Annotated in this window: 18 protein-coding genes; 4 read left to right on the forward strand and 14 right to left on the reverse strand. The window is 56.2% G+C overall.

The features are described 5' to 3' along the window. Positions 1-986 precede the first annotated feature (986 nt). From ACR0L4_RS22240 to ACR0L4_RS22250, 3 genes are all read right to left on the reverse strand, one after another. Positions 987-1,277 carry a hypothetical protein gene (locus ACR0L4_RS22240; RefSeq protein ID WP_480515243.1) on the reverse strand — a complete coding sequence of 97 codons (291 nt, stop codon included), beginning with the start codon at positions 1,275-1,277 and terminating at the stop codon, positions 987-989. Beyond that, the gene (locus tag ACR0L4_RS22245) at positions 1,274-1,906 is read right to left on the reverse strand and encodes a hypothetical protein (protein WP_480515245.1); all 633 of its coding nucleotides are present in this window, start codon (positions 1,904-1,906) and stop codon (positions 1,274-1,276) included. The genes ACR0L4_RS22240 and ACR0L4_RS22245 overlap by 4 nt, the downstream gene beginning before the upstream one ends. Before the next feature lie 100 nt (positions 1,907-2,006). After that, on the reverse strand, positions 2,007-2,129 hold the full coding sequence (locus tag ACR0L4_RS22250) for a hypothetical protein (RefSeq protein WP_480515247.1): 123 nt from the start codon (positions 2,127-2,129) through the stop codon (positions 2,007-2,009). A gap of 68 nt (positions 2,130-2,197) precedes the next feature. Here ACR0L4_RS22250 and ACR0L4_RS22255 point away from each other — a divergent pair, with 68 nt between their 5' ends. Both ACR0L4_RS22255 and ACR0L4_RS22260 read left to right on the forward strand, forming a co-directional pair. Continuing rightward, the gene (locus tag ACR0L4_RS22255; RefSeq protein ID WP_480515249.1) at positions 2,198-2,671 is read left to right on the forward strand and encodes a toxin-activating lysine-acyltransferase; all 474 of its coding nucleotides are present in this window, start codon (positions 2,198-2,200) and stop codon (positions 2,669-2,671) included. Between the two features lie 39 nt (positions 2,672-2,710). Beyond that, entirely contained in the window at positions 2,711-5,902 is a 3,192-nt protein-coding gene (locus tag ACR0L4_RS22260; protein ID WP_480515251.1) for a calcium-binding protein, read from the forward strand. Between the two features lie 739 nt (positions 5,903-6,641). Here the strand turns inward: ACR0L4_RS22260 and ACR0L4_RS22265 are convergent. The 3 genes from ACR0L4_RS22265 to ACR0L4_RS22275 all read right to left on the reverse strand — a co-directional run bounded on the left by ACR0L4_RS22265 (position 6,642) and on the right by ACR0L4_RS22275 (position 7,915). Then, positions 6,642-6,863: a GFA family protein gene (locus ACR0L4_RS22265; RefSeq protein WP_480515253.1), complete on the reverse strand. Its 222-nt coding sequence runs from the start codon at positions 6,861-6,863 to the stop codon at positions 6,642-6,644. Between the two features lie 81 nt (positions 6,864-6,944). Beyond that, positions 6,945-7,238, reverse strand: coding sequence for a hypothetical protein (locus ACR0L4_RS22270; protein ID WP_170754819.1), 294 nt, complete (start codon positions 7,236-7,238; stop codon positions 6,945-6,947). A gap of 176 nt (positions 7,239-7,414) precedes the next feature. Then, positions 7,415-7,915, reverse strand: a complete 501-nt coding sequence (locus ACR0L4_RS22275) for a DUF6647 family protein (RefSeq protein ID WP_170754786.1) — start codon at positions 7,913-7,915, stop codon at positions 7,415-7,417. Between the two features lie 103 nt (positions 7,916-8,018). On the opposite strand from ACR0L4_RS22275, the gene ACR0L4_RS22280 reads away from it, so the two are divergent. Beyond that, complete coding sequence (locus ACR0L4_RS22280; protein WP_480515256.1) at positions 8,019-8,936, forward strand: LysR substrate-binding domain-containing protein; 918 nt, start codon at positions 8,019-8,021, stop codon at positions 8,934-8,936. Between the two features lie 328 nt (positions 8,937-9,264). Here the strand turns inward: ACR0L4_RS22280 and gyrB are convergent, their stop codons facing one another. Together gyrB and ACR0L4_RS22290 are read right to left on the reverse strand one after the other, a co-directional pair. Beyond that, positions 9,265-11,682 (reverse strand): DNA topoisomerase (ATP-hydrolyzing) subunit B, encoded by a 2,418-nt coding sequence (gyrB, locus tag ACR0L4_RS22285; RefSeq protein WP_170754790.1) that lies wholly within the window; start codon positions 11,680-11,682, stop codon positions 9,265-9,267. Positions 11,683-11,785: 103 nt separating this feature from the next. Beyond that, positions 11,786-12,358, reverse strand: a complete 573-nt coding sequence (locus ACR0L4_RS22290) for a TetR/AcrR family transcriptional regulator (RefSeq protein ID WP_480515258.1) — start codon at positions 12,356-12,358, stop codon at positions 11,786-11,788. Positions 12,359-12,459: 101 nt separating this feature from the next. Between ACR0L4_RS22290 and ACR0L4_RS22295 the strand changes: the two genes are divergently transcribed. Beyond that, positions 12,460-13,026, forward strand: a complete 567-nt coding sequence (locus tag ACR0L4_RS22295; RefSeq protein ID WP_480515260.1) for a carboxymuconolactone decarboxylase family protein — start codon at positions 12,460-12,462, stop codon at positions 13,024-13,026. Here ACR0L4_RS22295 and recF read toward each other — a convergent pair. The 6 genes from recF to mutM all read right to left on the reverse strand — a co-directional run bounded on the left by recF (position 13,023) and on the right by mutM (position 19,617). Then, positions 13,023-14,120 carry a DNA replication/repair protein RecF gene (recF, locus tag ACR0L4_RS22300; RefSeq protein ID WP_480515262.1) on the reverse strand — a complete coding sequence of 366 codons (1,098 nt, stop codon included), beginning with the start codon at positions 14,118-14,120 and terminating at the stop codon, positions 13,023-13,025. The two genes, ACR0L4_RS22295 and recF, sit on opposite strands and share 4 nt — an antisense overlap. A gap of 39 nt (positions 14,121-14,159) precedes the next feature. Continuing rightward, positions 14,160-15,281 carry a DNA polymerase III subunit beta gene (gene dnaN, locus ACR0L4_RS22305; RefSeq protein WP_170754799.1) on the reverse strand — a complete coding sequence of 374 codons (1,122 nt, stop codon included), beginning with the start codon at positions 15,279-15,281 and terminating at the stop codon, positions 14,160-14,162. Positions 15,282-15,507: 226 nt separating this feature from the next. After that, a complete protein-coding gene (dnaA, locus tag ACR0L4_RS22310) occupies positions 15,508-16,893 on the reverse strand; it encodes a chromosomal replication initiator protein DnaA (protein ID WP_480515264.1) in 1,386 nt (461 codons plus the stop codon). A gap of 557 nt (positions 16,894-17,450) precedes the next feature. Further along, positions 17,451-17,714, reverse strand: coding sequence for a 30S ribosomal protein S20 (gene rpsT, locus ACR0L4_RS22315; RefSeq protein WP_170351928.1), 264 nt, complete (start codon positions 17,712-17,714; stop codon positions 17,451-17,453). Between the two features lie 208 nt (positions 17,715-17,922). Next, on the reverse strand, positions 17,923-18,699 hold the full coding sequence (locus tag ACR0L4_RS22320) for an enoyl-CoA hydratase (protein ID WP_480515267.1): 777 nt from the start codon (positions 18,697-18,699) through the stop codon (positions 17,923-17,925). Between the two features lie 66 nt (positions 18,700-18,765). Next, positions 18,766-19,617 (reverse strand): bifunctional DNA-formamidopyrimidine glycosylase/DNA-(apurinic or apyrimidinic site) lyase, encoded by an 852-nt coding sequence (gene mutM, locus ACR0L4_RS22325; protein ID WP_170754805.1) that lies wholly within the window; start codon positions 19,615-19,617, stop codon positions 18,766-18,768. Between the last annotated feature and the right edge of the window lie 67 nt (positions 19,618-19,684).

Below are 19,684 nucleotides of genomic sequence, written 5' to 3' on the forward strand. Positions count from 1 at the left end.
TGGCTGCGTCAACAGGCCGAACACACGACGGTACTGACGGACCGCCGCCATCAACGCAGAAAACACTTGCAATGCAGGCGCCACCCACACATGCCATTCACTCGGTAAGCTGAGCGCCGCGCTGCGGCCCGTCAAAGTCGCCGTTCACTGTACATGCATGCATTCGCCAAATGAAAGGCGGATGTACGAACAAGAGCCGCGGTTGTCCTTCCCGGCGCTTGACGGCGCAGCATCCCTTTGCAGCTGCGGCACGCTCATCGCTGCATTGCAACCGATTCCGCCAGAGCAGTCATTGAAAGCCAACCTGGGAGGCGAAATTCAAACCGTCATTTCGCCGCGACCTGGACCAGCCTTCGAGGAACGAGCTTTGCTGCTACTGAATGCCTTTAGCCGAATGTCCGTTTGCTAAGAGCTCCCCTAATCAAGGTAAAAAAGGGTGCCGTTGCAGAAACAGGGTCAGAACGACCGTGTGACACGGATCGGGATCAAGCGAGTTCGCCCTATAGCCGGTCATTTCAGAAGACGGGTTTATACATCGCACGACTGAGTGATGTCACGCGGTTGAGTGCCTTTGATGCGATTTGCTATCCAGCTATTCGATTGTCGATAACTTGTTTCCATGCGCTAATCCGGACTTCAGCTTGTGATCGTTTGTTGTATCCCGTCTTCGCTTGCAAGTTGATTCGGCCGTGTTCAGCGATGGCAGCGATGTGTCGATTGCGTTGAATTTTCTCGTCGCGAACCGCGTTCTTCGGTGGAGGGGTAATGATCTCTACGCCCGGCTGAACCTGTTCTCCAGGCAGCCAATTGCCCCTTGGCCGGGTGTTGTCACGTTAACTGCCGCTCGCCGCCGCCCCGCCTCAACAAACCGATGTCACCGTCTCGAGGCATTTCAGGCCTGGAATGCCGCCGTTCAAGCCGCGCTTGAAATCTAAGCATCAACATGCCCAGGCTGACCGGAAGTTTACGTGACAAGACCCTTCTGGCTAATTGGATTTCCCGGCTTTTAATATCCGTTCAATCAAATCCAATGTCGCCTCCGGATCCGCCCGATACGCATCACGAAGCAACTGCATTTCATCGAATGCCCTGACACTTCTTGTCCCGCAAGCATTGGAGTAGCGCTCGACTTCCACGACGTTTGCGATGTCTTCCGCCTCTTCGATAAGAAGACAAGCTTGCGGATTGCTGCCAAGGCCAAAAATACCAGAGCTTTGTGCATGGGCGGGTAGCTGAAAAGAGAAAAGGATCAACGACGCAGATAAAACGGACTTCATGGCTTGCCCCCATTCAATTTGACGACCGAGTTTCCGATTTCAGACAGGTAAACTGCCACGGCATCCTCGAGAATTCCGTCTGTCTTTATAAGTTTTCTGTTGGATCCGGACAGCGGGTCAGAATCCTCTTCGATCAAAAGACCCGCGCGAACCAACAGGTCGAGCGTTTTCACGGCGCTGTCTCGGCTCATGTGGTCAAAAAGTAGCGCCGCGATTTCTGTTTTCGCAAGAACCGCCCTGCCTTTTTCCCTGACCGTTTTCACGCAGACATATTGCTGGGCATCCTTGAAAACCGATTTCTGTAACTCCTTGCGGGTCCGGGTCTGAAAATCCTCGGCATCCAGCAGGCGTTTGACCTTCAGGTTATGCGCCTCGATCAGGGCTTCGATGGCAGCCGGGGTCGAACAATCAAGCGTCTTGATCAGGAAAAAGAAGCGGGCGATATGCACGACGTTTTCGTGGTTCATCTCGCGTTGGATCGCCTCGATATCTTCCTTGATCCTGCATTTTTCGGCTGTTCTTTCCCGCAACCGCGACAGAAAGCGTGACTCTGCGAGAAGGACAGCTTGAAGCGTGCTCACCAACTGCGGTGGCAACAGTTCACCGGTCTGTTCAGCCCCTTCGGCCAAGTAAGATCTCCTGACAATTTTCAGCCGAGCGTTGGAGCGCCGCGTCCCGAGGCAGGTTAGCGGGACCGGGTTGAAGATTGCAAGCTTTGGCTGGAACTTCTCAGGCATGGCCGGGGTTTGGAACCTCTGTGACATCCTGCGAAAAGTACAGCAAATGGCCGGTTTCGGGCGGGTGATCTGCAAACCAGATCACCCCACCTGCCGGGCAGACCATCCCGTTCAAAGCGCCGCTCCTGTTGCATGATCAGAGCAAGGAGACGCTCTCTCCACCCAACTTCGCCTGACTGGCACATGAAAGGTTTGAACATGGCATTTTCTGTTTCTGAATTCACCGTCCTTGGCGAAGCGCTGACGCTGATGTCTCAATGCGGGCTCTACCGCGACCGCGACTTGGCCGAATTCAGCGAGTTGATCCTGCCGCCTCTGGCTATTGGCCAGGTACGGGTCTGGCGCTCAGGACAGATGCCGGTCGGATTAGCCACCTGGGCCTATCTCGATGCTGACACCGAAACCGCCGTCCTGAACGAGAGCCGCTCGCTGGCGGCAGAAGAATGGAATTCCGGTCTCTGCCCCGTGGTCATGGATTTCGTCGCACCCTTCGGCAACGGTTTTAACATGGCCCGGGACCTGACCCGCACTGTTTTTCCTGGTGTTGCCTTTCGTGCTGCACGCCGCAGCGCCGATGGGCGGCTGACTAAGATCGTCCAATTTCCAGGCCGTGACGCAAGCGGCAACTGGACCCAAAGCGCGGCCGTTGCCGCTTAATCCCAAACTTTATCAACATATACTGAAAGGAATTTTCCCATGGGTAGTTCAAAGAAATCCCCGCATCAAACCTACAAGCTCTACGGCATCAGCGTGTCCAAGGACGCGGGCAGCGGCAATGACAAGATGTATAGTTATGCCGCCAAGAGTTACCTCAAGGGCGGTTCGGGCAACGACCTTGTTTATGGCTATGGCGGCTACAACAAGCTCTATGGCGGGTCGGGCAACGACACGGTCAAGGGCTGGGGCGCCAAGAACTACCTCTATGGCGATTCGGGTAACGACAAGGTCTATGGCTATGGTGCCTATAACCGCCTCGACGGTGGGTCAGGCAATGACAAGGTCTACGGCCTGGGCATCAAGAACTATGTCTATGGCGGGTCCGGCCACGACTATCTGGAGGGTAAAGGCGCTTACAACTACATGAACGGCGGCACCAGCAACGATACAATCAAAGGTTATGGTGCCAAGAACGACATGCATGGTGGCGACCATTACGACAAGCTGTATGGCTATGGTGCGGTCAACAACATGTATGGCGGCAACCATAATGACACGCTCAAAGGCTATGGCGGCTACAACAAGATGGATGGTGGCGCGCACAACGACGCGCTCTATGGATATGGTGCCAAGAACTACATGAGCGGCGGGTCGGGCAATGACCATATGGAAGGTCGCGGGCTCTGGAACAAGATGAATGGCGGGTCGGGGAACGACGTGCTGAAGGGCATCGGCGCCTACAACGAGATGTATGGCGATAGCGGTAACGACACGATCGAAGCCATTGGCGCGGTCAACAAGGTGCATGGCGGCACCGGTAATGACGTGATCACCGGCATCGGCGGGGCAAATGTGCTGCACGGCGATGAAGGAAATGACACGATGAAGGCCGTGGGCGGCGTCAACACCGTCTTTGGCGATGCAGGCAATGACACCATGCTCAGTGCAGGTGGCGTCAACGTCATGTTCGGCGGTACCGGCGACGATAAGATGGTTGCGAGCGCTTTGGTGGCCACGACCCAGAGCGGTCAGGACGGAGACGACGCGATGGTCGCCGTCAGCAACGCCAACTGGCAGTCTGGCGGCAACGGGGACGACGCCATGGTTGGCGTCGGCAACCTGAACCTTCAGTTCGGCGACGCGGGCAACGACATGCTGCTCGCCGCGGGCAACACCAATGTCCAACTGGGCGGGTCAGGCGAAGACAAGCTATTCGCCATTGGCAACACCAATGTCCAGTTCGGCGGTGATGGAGATGATCTTGCCGTGGGCGCAGGTGGCGCCAATATCCAGTATGGCGGTAACGACGCCGACATTCTGATCGGCGGCGGCGCGGCCAATATCCAAATCGGCGGCACCGGCAGCGACTGGCTGATCGGCGCTGGCAAAGGCAATCTGCAATTCGGCGGCGAGATCTGGTCCACCCTACCTAAGGACGTGAGCCTAGGCGATTTCGATCTGGATAAGGCGGCGGACAAGCTGGCCGACTACGCCAACTCGACCGGCACCGATGGCTTAAACGTCATGTTGGCAGGCGGCGAAGCGAATATCCAGATCGGCGGTTCCGAAACCGACATCACCATTGGTGCCGGCAAAGGCAACGTGCAGGTGGGTGGCGAGGGCGCTGACCTGATGGTTGGCGGCGGCACGGCCACGGCTCAGTTTGGCGGCGCCGGTACGGACCTGATGGTCGGCATCGGGCGCGTCAACGTGCAGGAGGGCGGCGACGACACAGACGTCATGTTTGCGATGGAACGTGGCAAGGATGCCGGGATTCAGCTGCAGATGGGCGGCAGCGGCAGCGACTTCATGGTCAGCCGCGGTGGTGATGGGGAAGCCGATCCTTTCAAGGCGATTGCCGATCACATCAAGGAAAAGATCGAAGAAGAGAGGAAAGACGACGAAAAGGCCGCATCGGATGAAGGAACAACCTCATTCAAGGGCACCTCGGACACGGAGGTCGAAACCAAGAAGCAATCCCTGAAAGAAAAGCTGCTGGACAATGCCCCGTCGCTTAACTTGCAATTTGGTGGAGAAGGCGAAGACGTCTTCTCGACCGGTGGCGACCTGGGCTTCCAGATAGGCGGCGCGGATGATGATATCTTCCTCGGCGGCGGTTCTTACAACTTCTCCCTTGGCGGCACCGGCAACGATCTGATGTTGATGACCGGCGACAAGGCCAACTTCAACTTTGGCCAGGACGGTGCTGACTGGATTATGGACACTGGCACCTTCACGGACCTCGTCTGGAACATGCTGAAGCCAGATTCCGGCACCGGAGACGACACAGTCGAAAACCCGTTCGACACCCCATTCGGTAACGTCCTGGGTGGCGTGACCGATAAAGTCGAGGATTTGAAAGCAACGCTCGACGCTCTGAACCCGCTGAACAAGCTGACCGATACAGTTGGTGATCTGGTCCATGATGTAAAGGACGCGGTCGCCGACATCCACACAACCGTCAGCTCGCTTCTGGACTATGACAACACGCAGTTCTTTGGCGGTGCGGGCAACGATTTCCTTTCGGTCTCAGAGGCGGGTGGCGATGTTGTTGGTGGCCAGGGCAATGACACCTACCTTTACACATTCGGATCGACCGGCGCGATGGATGTAGACGAGGCCGGTCTGGATGCGGCGCGCGAGCTGGGCGATTTTCTTCAATTCGCCAGCGACAAGCTCGACGCCATTTCCGGCGGCGGTGGCGGCGAGAATGATGTGCTGGAACTGCGTGAAGCCGGAGCGCTGGACGGCAGCGACCTGCGGTTCTTCGTCGAAGGCGGCAAGGACCTGGTGATCGAAGGCAACGGCGGCGAAGTGCGCATCAAGAACATGCACATGGACGACACCCGCGTCGAAACCCTGCGCATCGTCGATCAGGACGGCGTGCAAGAGATTGATATTGGTCAGGCCTTCGAAGATGGGCTTTTCACCGCCACTTGGGCTGATCGTACCGGTCAGATGGGCATCGACGCCGTCGACAGCTTCGATTTCAAGACCAGCGACCCGGCATTGGGTCAGGTTGAATTCGACGCATATCTCGGAAGTACCATGGATAAAAGTGCAACCGACATCGCCTTCGCCGACGCGTTCGACGATTGGTTGCTGAACCTGGTCGAAGCAGGTTCGAGCCTTCCCATCGTCGGCGGGATTGTTGACGGGCCGGCCGAGATTGCAGCGAATATCTTGGAATTGGAGACACCTGCTATGCCCGATGCCATAGATTTTCTCTAGATGCCACAAGGCGCAGCCCAAACAAACACGCCCTTTCACAAAATCTGCGAAAGGGCGTGTTATTTCTTTGTGGCTGTGATGGCACCAGCGGACTTGAGTTACCCCGCCAGTTCAGCCCGCTTCTTAATTAAGCCTTGGATTTCGATTGATTGCCGTATTGGGATCGATTTAACGTCCGCAATGGTCATGTGTTCAGAACAGGATTGAGCCGAGATTTCACCGACCTCAGTATGACTGAATCCATCTGCTTCCAGCCCTGCAAAGACCTTTTCAAGAAGAGCTACACAAGTAACAAGGTCAGAAATAGCGACGTCAATCCCAGGCAACGCATAGAAAGCAGGTTCCGAGCATCAATCCGCGACGCCTTGAAGGTCTCGTCCATTCCATTCGCTCAGATATTTGCAAAAGAGCTCTTCAATTTCTTGATTGGGGTCTGCAAATCTCACATAGAACAATGTTTCGTGTGGCTTAGGACGACGTTCGCACACTATAGTGAATTCGCTCAAATCGAGCTCGAAAAGGCTGTCGCAGCCGCGTTTCAGCCGTTCAGACGTACAGTCATTCTGGAACACCGCATTCGGCCTTTCATACGCGCCTTTGGGTCAGACCTTATTAAACTCATAAAAATTCTCAAAGCTTAGGTTTTTTAGTTAAGTGGAACCCAAGACTGTTTGCTTGATGTGAATATCTGCGCATCCGGCGAACAAAGATCGGGGTTAACTAGCATGCCAACACGAATTTACTTGAGTTTGCACAGCCTCACCAAATACTCGCTGAATACAGCCGTACCACATAGCGCGCATCTTGTGATTTTTTGGCCCTTGCCACTTGGTGTAGCCAGCGTGTGATTGGTAGCTTCACCACTCCACGTCACGCGCTCCGTTTCGATGATGGCATTTAGAACGTATGCCGAACCGGTTTGCTTCTGGCATTCCCTGCAATGGCAACAATGCACAAACATCGGTGATGATGGCAGTTAAAAAGTCAGTTGGCCGCATCCGCAGGAGCCGGTGTATTTCTGTGCTTCCTCTGACCCCATGGATCACTCCACCAATTCGTAGTGTTTGACCAGTCTGCTCTCGACCAATTCGGCTTCGGCAGGGTCGATATGTGGAGAATTGTAGTCGTCGCCAACGAATGCCTTGAGTGACGCCAAGTCCCTCCAAACCATCACAAAACTGAATTCTCTTGGGCTATCGCGGTGTGGCGCACCAGGCAGAACCTGAACAATCCCGTCAGTTCCCTTCATCAATGGAATTGCGGTATTATGGAAGAATTCCGCAAATACGTCTTCTTTCCCTTCCCTAACCAGCACCTGAAAAATTCGCATTATCATGCAATTTCCTCCCTCAGAGAAATACCTGCCTGTATAAATGCCTCTCAACAGATCATATCATCAGTCTTGAACAATGTCCTGACTGGGCTCATGCAGGCAGTTTTCTGCACCGCAAATCAGTACCGGATTGCGGCATGATGCGGACACAAGGGGCTAACTCTAACCCGAAAAACTTGCTAGGGATGAATGTCGCGCGGCGTGCAACTAGACGCGAGGATCACAGCGACCCAGTTAACGTCGAGAGAAAGATCGCGCTCCTCCAACCAATTTCTTTGTAAGTAATAGGCGTCTTGCTCTTTAGCTGCCTGGCAATAATAGTACATGCCGTTCTGGCGGTGGTGTATGAGTTCGTGTAGAAGGACCGATATATCTTGTGGGTTTCTTGCGTTCCAGGGAAGAACCAGTGTGATTTCGCCCTTAGTCGGATTGTAAAGACCGCGCGGTACATTCCCAATGCTTACAGCCATTTTGCTGGGTTCCACCACTTCATACGGCTCGACAAACACTATTTTGGCCGGTTTTCGTGCTCTTGGGAGGTCTGAAGCAGTATCGATCCAATTTTGAAGTTCTTCAATGAGAGCGGCCGGAGGTTCCAGTGTTTCGGCCATTGCCTGGTTGGAAACAGCTACAAAAAGCTGGGCGACCACAACTAGCGTGGCGCGTCTAAAGGAGAACATTGGCTCCTCCGTTCGGGCGGCGAGGATTTGCGACAAGCCTAGCTGGCTGGTACACTAGACGGCAAAAGACAGTTTTTCATCGCTGGATGAGGAAAATTCACGCGTGAAGAAACGGCAGCTGCCTCCCTTCTCGGCCGTGAAAGCATTTGAGGCCGCAGCTCGGCATCTAAGTTTCAAAGATGCCGCAGTTGAACTCTGTTTATCCCCTTCTGCAATATCGCATCAGATCCGAGCTCTTGAAGACTATCTTGCGACAGCTCTTTTTCACCGAGAGGGAAACAGGATCAGTTTAACTGGCACAGGGCGAGACTATTCCGGGCGGCTTACACAATTGCTGGATCACCTCGACGACAGCACGCGAGCAGCCACGGGGGAAGAAAACAAACAAACCTTGCGGGTCTTGTCGACTCCTGGATTTGCTGCCCGTTGGCTTTTGCCACGCATGGTAAGATTTGAACACGCTCAGGCAATCCGGCTACGCATAGCTGAGGGCGCTCCCTCTACTGACTTTTCGACTAACGACGCCGATGTTGTGATCAAATGGCGCGATGATCCGGAAGAGGGTGTCGATGTCACACCATTTCTGCGTTCGGCTCGCTATCCAGTCGTGTCGCCTACGCTGCTGGAACGGGAAAACATCTCCTGCCCGCACGATCTGCTGCGCCTTACGCTGTTCCGTGATGAAGTTGACGACCAGTGGGCCGAATGGTTCCGTGCGGCGGGTGTGTTGGCTGAGCTTTCAGACAGTGATCCTGTTTACCCAAACTGCGAGTATGCCTCTACTGCCGCCGAGGCTGGACTTGGGGTTTCGCTGGCCTACGAAGCCGTCGTAAGCGCGACAGTTGCGGAAGGTCTGTTGGTTAGATTGTTTGACATATCGACGCTTCCATTCACCATTTATGCAATTGCGACCCAATCGGCGAGGCGAGGTGATCTACTCATCGACGCTTTCCGCGACTGGCTTCTCCTGGAAGCTGAAGATCAAGCGGCGTCTGGCGTCCCAAATGAAGCGGCCGAGTGATCGAGTTTGAGTGCAGAGCCGAATTTTGAGAGTTTTTATGACTTTGGTATCGTGCAGGTTTGGCTGCTCTCTGGACCCGAAGCTGACATCAGTTGAGGTGAATGCCCCATCAATAACCACCGTTTGCTCTATGACCGATGGACTCCTGCAAAAGATTAAAACCTGTTGGGCGACGTCGTCGATGGATGTCGTCGCGCCTAGCATCGATCTATCCCGCTATATGGCAACAAGCTTGTCAGGAGCGCCCCCAGACGTTGGTGTGCCCTGCATTATCCCGGGGGAAATGCAGTTGGGGTACGTGTAGGTTTGTACGCATCCCTACAAAAGCCTAAAAGTCCAAATTCTCAACGCTTAGTGCGTTCTGTTGGATAAACTCGCGGCGCGGCTCGACGACATCGCCCATCAGCTTTGTAAAGAGATCGTCCGCCTCAACCATGTCATCCACGCGCACTTGCAAGAGCGTCCGAGCGTCCGGGTCCAGCGTTGTTTCCCAAAGCTGATCGGGGTTCATTTCACCCAGACCCTTGTAGCGCTGCAGGGACAGGCCCTTTTCGCCCTCTTCCAGAATGGCGCGCAGAAGGTCCAGCGGGCCGTGAATGGCTTGTGAACGATCGCGCCGGATCAGGGTGGCGGGCGTGTTGTACACCTCTTGCAGGCTCTGGGTGAAGCTTCCGGTCTTGCGGGCCTCGCCTGATCGCAGCATCGGTCCGTCCAGCGTGCGCACCTCTTCGACCCCGCGCAGGATGCGGGCTAGGCGAATGCCGTGATCTTGCGTGATCCGGCCCTGCCATCCGCGTTCGTATTCCAGCGCAATCAGGTCTAGACGTGCCGCAACCTTGTCGGCCACGCCCTGCAGATCGGCATCTACCGCGCCCGGCACAAAGGCGCCCGCGACGGCGGCCTGTTCCAGAATGTGGCGCGGATAATGCGTCGGGAAGGCATCCAGCACGCGTTTCAACTGACGCGCTTCGTCGACCACACGGGTCAGATCCTGCCCGGTGATTTCCTCGCCCGAGCCCAGTTTCAGCATCGCACCTTCGACACCCTGATTGATCAAGTAATCATCCAGCGCCGCCTGGTCCTTCAGATAAACCTCTGATTTACCCCGAGAAACCTTATAGAGTGGCGGCTGTGCGATATAGAGGTACCCGCCCTCGATCAACTCGGGCATCTGACGGTAGAAGAAGGTCAAAAGCAAGGTTCGGATATGCGCACCATCCACGTCCGCATCGGTCATGATGACGATCTTGTGGTAGCGCAGCTTTTCGATGTTGAACTCATCGCGACCAATACCGGTGCCCAGCGCCATCACGAGGTTACCGATCTCCTGGCTTGACAGCATTCGGTCAAAACGCGCCCGTTCCACGTTCAGGATTTTACCGCGCAGGGGCAGAACCGCCTGTGTCAGGCGATCGCGACCGGTCTGGGCCGAGCCACCGGCCGAGTCCCCCTCGACCAGAAAGACTTCGGTCTTTGACGGGTCCTTCTCGGAACAATCCTTCAGCTTGCCCGCCAGATAATTCACATCCATTGCCGTTTTGCGTCGGGTCAGTTCGCGGGCCTTGCGGGCGGCTTCACGGGCCAACGCGGCTTCGATGATCTTACCGACAATGATTTTGGCCTCATTGGGGTTTTCTTCAAACCATTCGGCCAGCTTTTCATTCACCATCCCTTCGACCGCCGGGCGAACCTCGGAACTGACCAGCTTGTCTTTGGTCTGGGATGAGAATTTCGGATCCGGCACTTTGACCGACAACACACAGGTCAGACCTTCGCGCGCGTCATCGCCGGTAAAGCTGACCTTTTCCTTTTTCGCGATACCGCTGGATTGGGCGTAGTTGTTGATCGTGCGGGTCAAAGCGCCCCGGAACCCGGCCACATGCGTGCCGCCGTCGCGCTGAGGGATGTTGTTGGTAAAGGGCAGCACCGATTCATGGTAGCTGTCATTCCACCACATCGCGATCTCGACGCCGATATCATCGCGCTCGCCTTTGATATAGATCGGTTCGGGCATGGCCGGAGTTTTCGACCGGTCCAGGTATTTGACGAATTCCTTGACGCCACCCTCATAGAACAACTCGGTTTCCAGCCGTTCCGCGGGGCGCTCGTCAATCAGGATGATCCGCACACCCGAGTTCAAGAAAGCCAGCTCGCGAAGGCGCTTTTCCAGCGTCTCGAACGAGTATTCGAGGTTCGAAAACGTATCGGTCGAGGCCAGGAACCGCACCTCGGTCCCGGTGCGGTCACCGCATTCGCTGACCACTTTCAGATGTTCGGTGGTCTCGCCACCTTCGAACCGGGCGACATGTTCCTTGCCATTGCGCCAGACGCGCAGTTCCAGCCAGTTGGACAGCGCGTTCACAACAGATACGCCGACGCCGTGCAGACCGCCGGACACCTTGTAGGAATTGCTGTCGAACTTACCGCCCGCGTGCAGTTGGGTCATGATGACCTCGGCGGCCGAGACGCCTTCTTCGGGATGGATATCTACCGGAATTCCGCGCCCGTTATCGCTGACCGAGACGCTGGAATCGGCATGGATTTTCACTGTCACATGGTCGGCATGACCGGCCAGCGCTTCGTCAATTCCGTTGTCGACAACCTCATACACCATATGGTGCAGACCCGAACCATCATCCGTGTCACCGATATACATGCCGGGGCGCTTGCGGACAGCCTCCAACCCTTTGAGAACTTTGATAGAATCTGCGCCGTATTCTTGAGGAGCCTGTGCGTCTTCGGACATTCAGTCAGTACCTATATTATTTTCGAAGTTTATACGATTTCTGGTGGGGAATGTCACGCGATCCCCCAACATTTTGTGGCTGTGTTCGCAGAAAACCCGCCGGCTACAGACGATCCAAATCCGCCGCGATATCCGCGGCAATCGAACGGGCGTCGACATCGTCTCGCTCGGCCGACAAGCGCAGTCCCAAAAGGTCGGATTGGTACCGCATCGCCAGACGATCCGGGTCATGTTCGGGTCTGATCTCGCCCTCAGCCTGCGCCTGCCGGAACAGGGTCGCAAAGCAGTCTTTCATCTCGGCCATATGGGCACCTGCCTTGTCGGCAAGATCATGGCCTTTTGCCTGCAATTCGGCATAGGTTTTGGCCAGCATGCAGGCTTTGGTCGGCAGCTCGACCGCGTCAACCACCAGACGTGGTTGCGCTTTGAGCGCGCCCAAGGGGCCCAGGTCCCGGGCCAAGGTTATTACCCGTGACACTCCATCCTGCGCATAGCGTTCCAACGCCAATGCATAGAGCGCATCTTTCGATCCAAACGCCGCATAGAAACTACCAGGCTTCAGCTTCAGTTCGCGCTCCAGATCCTTCAGCGACGTTCCCGCCCAGCCGTGGCGCCAAAAGACATCGCGGGCCTGCGCGATCAGAGCATCTCGGTCATAGGAGGGTTTGCGGGGCATCTTCTTCACCAATTCTTGAACGATCACTCAAATATATACTTGAGTGATCACTCAAGAAACCCTATTTCTGTCCCATCGCGCCAGAAAACAGGAGAATCGACATGGCTGACTTTCCCTCTCACGACCTGACTACAGCGCCCGAAGGGTCCAAGCCGTTGCTGGAAAAATCGCAGGCTGCTTTTGGTCGCCTGCCCGGCTTGCACAAGATCATGGCAGAAAGCCCGCAGCATCTGGAAGGCTACCAAGTTCTGCATAACCTGTTCATACAGACCGATTTTGACAATGACGAAAAAACTGTCGTCTGGCAGACGATCAACGTCGAGAACGAATGTCACTATTGTGTGCCTGCCCATACCGGCATCGCCAAGATGATGAAGGTCTCGGACGAGATCACCGAGGCGCTGCGTACCGAAACGCCACTACCGTCGGCCAAGCTGGAAGCGCTGCGTACCTTCACCCTGCAAATGCTGCGTCAGCGCGGAAATGTCACTGAAGACCAGATGCAGGCTTTCTTTGATGCCGGATACTCTCACCGCGCAGTCCTGGACGTTGTTCTGGGTCTGGCTCAGAAAACCATGTCGAACTACGTCAACCACGTTGCACAAACGCCGGTCGACGAAGTCATGCGTGGCTTCCTGTGGGAGCGTAGAGTCAGCGAACCGGCCTAAGCCGTCACGACCGAGCCCTCATCGCCTTCGGTGACAACCAGCGTCTGGGCTCGGTCACCAAGTTCGTCGAACAGCTCGGGTCCGGTTCCTGTCATCCAAGCCTGAGCCCCCAACGCGCAGATCTCGGAATACAGCGCCGCCCGTCGCCCGGCATCCAGATGTGCGGCCACCTCATCAAGAAGAACAATAGGCGGTGCCCCCACCATCCCGGCCAGCGCCCGCGCATTCGACAGGATCAGGGACACCAATAGCGCCTTCTGTTCGCCGGTCGAGCAATCCTTCGCCGGCACACCTTTGGCCGCAAACACACCATACAAGTCTGACCGATGCGGCCCAACCAAAGTGCGCCCTGCCGCCAAGTCCCGAAACCGGCTTTCATTCAGCGCCTCGCGCAAATCCTCTGGCGTCTCCGGCATTGCCCCTTCGGTCTGCACCAGGTCCAGTTCCGCCGAAGGGAACGCCGTCTCGGCCCGCTCCTGCGCCGTTCTCAGGTGTTCCAGCGCTGTCAACCGCGTTGAATGAATGCGATGGCCGGTCTCGGCCATCTGCCCTTCCAGTGCAGCATACCAATGGGCATCGCGCACCTGCTCTTTTAGCAACCGGTTGCGTTCCCGCATCGCTTTCTCATAAGTCAGAGACGCCTCGGCATGGGCCGGATCAAAGCTGAGCGCGATTCTGTCCAGAAACCGGCGCCGACCCTCGGCGCCCTCGATCCACAACCTGTCCATCGAAGGGATCAACCAAACCACGCGGGCCAACTTGCCCAGATCAATCTGGTTCGCTGCTTTGTCGTCAATCCGAACTTGCCGCGCCGCGCCGCCTTCGGACCACGTCTCGATTTCGTAGTTCTGCCCCTGCGCCTGTAACAAGCCGGACAGTTTCCAACCCAGACCTTCCGGCCGCCGCGTCATCTCGGCTGCGCTTGCGCGACGCATCCCGCGCCCAGGCGAAAACATAGACACCGCTTCCAGAATATTGGTCTTGCCGGCCCCGTTCGGCCCGTGGATTGCAACGGGCCGCCCGTCCAGAGACAACCGCGCCAGCTTGTGTGACCGAAAATGCGAGACCGTAAGCTCGGTCAGGGCCAATCCCATGACCCCTCCCTATCGTTCGAGATCACCCGGATGAGGCAATCAGACACGCATCGGCATAACAACGTATACCGCACTCTGATCATTGCCTTCGCGCATCAGGGTCGGGTCGCCCGCCGAATTGAACAGGAAAACCGCATTTTCGCGATCAACCTGAGATGCGATCTCAAGCAGGTATTTGGCATTAAAACCAATTTCCAGCCGCTCGTCGCCATAGGCCACGGCCAGTTCTTCCTCGGCAGCACCACTGTCCGGCGCATTCACCGACAGCACCAGTTTGTCGCCGTCCAGTTGTAGTTTCACCGCCCGAGACCGCTCGGACGAAACGGTTGCCACGCGATCCACAGCCTGCGCGAACTCGGCGGCATCCACTTCCAGCTTGCGGGTGTTCCCCTGTGGAATGACGCGCGTGTAATCCGGAAAGGTTCCGTCGATCACTTTGGAAGTCAGCGTGATATCCGGCGTCGCAAAGCGCACTTTGGTTTCACTGACCGACACAGCGATATCCATATCGTCATCGTCCAGCAGTTTGCGCAGCTCACCCACGGTTTTGCGCGGAACTATGACACCCGGCATATCAGTGGCTCCGTCCGGACAATCTGCGTCGATCCGCGCAAGGCGGTGCCCATCGGTTGCCACGCATCGCAAAACCTTGCCGCCATCGGATCCGTCGGTGACATGCATATAGACACCGTTCAGATAGTATCGCGTCTCTTCCGTCGATATGGCAAATTTGGATTTGTCGAACAACCGCCGCAGCAGTGCCGCCGAAGCTGTGAAATTCGACGCATATTCCGAGGACGCCATCACGGGGAAATCCTCTTTCGGCAATGTCGCCAGAGAAAAGTTCGATCGCCCGGCCTCAACCGTCAACCGTCCCGCTGCACTGTCAGCGGTCAAGGTCACCAACGCGCCGTCAGGCAGTTTTCGCACAATCTCGTGCAATGTGGTGGCTGCAACGGTTGTCGATCCGGCCTTTTCGACTTGTGCAGGCGCTTTGTCGACCACCTCGATATCAAGATCGGTGGCTCGGAACAGGACCTGGTCGCCCTCGGCTTCGATCAGCACATTGGCCAGGATCGGAATTGTGTTGCGGCGTTCGACAACGGATTGGGCTTGCGAAACGGCCTTGAGAAGAGTGCCGCGTTCGATGCTGATCTTCATACCCTCAATTCCTCTGACTTAGGTGCCGAAATGGGTGGGACTGGCACGTTAGCGGTTCAGCCCTGAGGCACAAGGATTTTTTACGGATTTCTGGGTCGGAAAACCCATTCGGTCAAGGGGCGCGTGGTGCCACGGACACAGTTCATCGGTGACCGTGGACATTTGCGCACAAGAAAACGCCCCGGCACAAAGACCGGAGCGTTTTCAAGGGGCCATGGCCTGCCCTCTAGGCTTCCAAAGCCCGGCGTAGCATTTCCACGTCTTCCGCGATCTGCCCGTCCGTCACTTTCAACTCTTCAATCCGTTTGACTCCGTGCATGACCGTGGTGTGGTCACGCCCGCCAAAGCGACGCCCAATCTCGGGCAACGAGCGACTGGTCAGCTGCTTGCACAGATACATCGCCACCTGGCGTGGGCGCGCATAGGATCGCAGGCGCTTGGGCCCGATGATGTCGGACAGTCGGATGTTGTAGTAGTCCGAAACTTTCCGCTGAATCTCTTCAACCGTGATCTTGCGCTCGGACGCGCGCAAGACATCGGCCAGACAATCCTGCGTCAGCTCCATATCGATCTCGCGGCCAACCAGCGAGGCAAAGGCGAACAGACGGGTCAGAGCGCCTTCCAGCACGCGCACGTTGGTCGAAATGCGATGGGCCAGAAACTCGAGCACGCCATCGGCGATGGTCAGGTCGGGATAGGTGCCGCTGTACTGCTGAACCTTGTTCTGCAGAATGCCCAGACGCAGTTCATAGTCGGTCGGGTGCAGGTCAACGACAAGACCGCATTGCAGGCGTGACTTCACGCGGTCTTCCAAATCCTTGATTTCGCCCGGCGCACGATCGGCTGAAATAATGATCTGTTTGTTCTGATCCACCAACGCGTTGAAGGTGTGGAAGAATTCTTCCTGGGTCGAGTCTTTGCCAGCAATGAACTGCACGTCATCCACCATCAGAACATCGACCGAGCGGAACAGGTGCTTGAAATCCATCATCCGACGTTCGCGCAGGGCCTGCACAAAGCGATACATGAATTGTTCCGCTGACAGGTAAAGCACATTCAACTCGGCATGCTTGGTTTTCAACTCCCAAGCGATGGCGTGCATCAGGTGGGTTTTACCCAGACCGACGCCGCCATACAGAACCAGTGGGTTAAAAGTCACAGGGCCACCTTCGGACACACGGCGCGCAGCGGCATGGGCCAGTTCGTTGGGCTTGCCGACGACAAAGCTGTCAAAGGTAAAGCGCTTGTCCAGTGGCGCAGCTTGCAGAGAATCCAACGGAGCCTGCGGGCTGTCGGAACGGCTTGGTGCAGGATCTTCGGCAACAAGCTCAGGGGCCGCAGCTTTGTTTGACCTTGGCTGCTGCGGCGAATTGGCCGGCACACGGAAGTCTAGACGCTGAACCGGTTCTCCGGCTGTATTCAACTCGTATAAAATGAGGTCTGCAAAGTTTTGACTGACGTAGTTGCCCATAAAATTGGTGGGAACCGAAAACACGGCCACCCCATCTTGCAACTTCTGGAATTCAAGTGGTTCGATCCATGTCGTAAAGTTGTTCCGACCAACGGCCTTCAGCAACTTGTTACGCAATTGTCCCCATTTCTCTTGTGTCATTCAGCGCCTCACGCATCCCATTCTTTATTGGCCTGTCGGCCTTATTAATATGATCCGGTCACCCGGTATTATGCATTCACACGCACAAAGGAACTGCGTCACCTGACCTTGCAGCCCGGCGGCTTCATCCCAGAAAGCCTGCGCTGACTGACCTTCGTCACGACCCATCGAAAAGCCGCCCCGAAAATCGGGTTGCGCATCGCAATCATATTTCTGACAGGGCTAAGATCATCGGTTACCGCCGAGACCTGTAGCAGACCAGCAGCCTGACCGAAGTCAGTTGCCGACGATTGTTCTCCGATCATTCTGATGCCCGTCAGTCCGATCGTGGAAACAGCCTGTCCCCCCAAGCGAGTGAATCGCTGTATCAGTGGTAGCAAGATGGAATGGGGCGCGGCAACGAAACTCTGATATTGACTCGGGGTTCTGACCGAAAGAATCTCTCGGTTTCGTGAAGGCGCGGTATTCCGGCAACAGATGCAAAAAGGCGCCGCAGACCGCAGCGCCTTTGGGAATTGGATCAGCGTTTCTGACGTAACGCTAGGTCATCTTCAAGTTTAGCCCAGCGCTTTGACGCGGGCCGACAGGCGCGACATTTTGCGGGATGCAGTGTTCTTGTGGAAGACGCCCTTGGTGACGCCGCGCATCAGTTCAGGCTGGGCTGCGCGCAATGCAGCGGTTGCCGCGTCCTTGTCGCCAGAGGCGATCGCTTCTTCGACTTTGCGCAGATAGGTGCGGATGCGCGAACGACGCGCTTTGTTGATTGCGAAACGCTTTTCGTTCTGACGCGCGCGCTTCTTTGCCTGGGGCGAGTTAGCCATGTGTCTTGACCTTTGTTCGGTACGGTTATCTTGGGTTGCGCGCCACGGAACTATCCGCACCGAATCAGGATCACGAGTGTGAGTCGGGCCAAGCGGGCCGCACGCGCATGTATAGCGGCGCTAGTTATCCAAGTTTGCAAGCTTTGCCAAGCGGATTCTTTTGAACCAGCGCGCGCCGATGAAAAAGGCGGGAAACACCCGCCTCAGTCTACTTGTCCCGGAACTGCGCTGCGCGTTTTTCCTGAAACGCGGCCATGCCCTCTTTCTGGTCTTCGGTCGCAAACATCGAATGAAAGACCCGGCGTTCGAACAGCATCCCCTCACTCAAGGGCAATTCGTAACTGCGATTTACCGCTTCTTTTGCGGCCATCGCCGAAAGCAAAGATTTCTCGGCAATTTTCTGAGCTGCGCTAACCGCTTCTTCTACCAGCTTCTTGGCGGGAACGATACGGCTGACAAGACCGGCACGCTCTGCCTCTTCGGCGTCCATGAAACGACCAGTCAGGTTCATGTCCATCGCTTTGGACTTTCCCACAAACCGAGTCAGGCGCTGCGTACCGCCCAAACCCGCAATGACGCCGAGATTGATCTCGGGCTGCCCGAACTTGGCCGTATCCGCAGCGATGATGAAATCGCACAGCATTGCCAGCTCACAACCGCCGCCCAAGGCGTAACCGCCCACGGCAGCAATAATCGGTTTGCGAATCGCGGTGATGCGGTCGTTGAAAGCCCCAAACAGGTTCGAGCTGTAAACCTCGACAAAACTCATTTCGGACATCTCTTTGATATCCGCTCCAGCGGCAAAGGCCTTGTCCGAGCCGGTGATGACGATGCAGCGCACCTTGTCATTCTGATCCGCATCTTCCAGCGCGGAACACAGTTCCAGCGTCAGTTGCGTGTTCAGCGCGTTCAGCGCATCCGGTCTGTCGAGTTTGATGAGGGCGACGTGGTCTTCGATTTCGACGATGATCGTCTCAAAAGCCATGAGGTGAAAGCTTCCGGTTGTTCCGTTCAGGTACAATTCCTTATCACGCGATTTCGCTGGATCAAGTTATCTTTGGCATTGCGCACAATAGAAGGATGAGCGACCGGACTGAACGATTCTCTTGATTTCACCCTCGCACCCTTCGGTTCTGCAGGGTTCACCCTCACGCCCGTAGACATCAAAGCTGTGCTGAAAATATCCAAGCTCTCCATCAGCTTGGCGGAAATCGCGCAGAGATGAACCGCCCGCCTGAATGGCCTCCTGCAACACCTGCCGGATGATCGGCACCAATGCGGCAACACGCGCCGAGGAAATCTGCCCCGCTTTGCGACGTGGCGACACTCCGGCCCGATAAAGCGCCTCGCAAACGTAGATATTGCCCAATCCGGCAACGATTCCCTGATCCAGCAGTGCGGATTTGACGGGGGTGTTCTTGCCCCTGAACGCATCCACAAGGTGCTGATCGTGGAAATCATTGCCCAAGGGTTCTGGCCCCAGAACCGAAAGCAGCTTGTGATCCTCAGCATTGGCAGTCGGCAACAGGTCCATCGCACCGAAGCGTCGCGGATCATTGAAGGTGATGCGTGCCCCGTTGGCCATGTGAAAGACCACATGGTCGTGTTTCTCGGGCATCGGGTGCTCATGCGCAAACTGCCCCAGTGGATCTCCCGATACCGTCATTCGCCCGGACATCCCCAGGTGAATCAGCAACGTCTCGCCACTGCAAAGGTCAGCAAGGATGTATTTCGACCGCCGACGCAAACGCTCTATCCGCTGGCCCGTCAACCGGTCGGCCATACCATCCGGAAAGGGCCAGCGCAGGTCGGGCCGATTCACGTCCGCCCGCGTGATCACCACGCCCTCCATCGCAGGGCTCAGACCGCGTCGTACTGTCTCGACCTCGGGCAATTCGGGCATTTCACCGCTCCTAAAGCAAAGGGCCGCATTGTGCCCGGTTCTTATGGCCCTATAACAGAGGCGAAAT

It is taken from the genome of Ruegeria sp. AB5 (assembly GCF_056542645.1).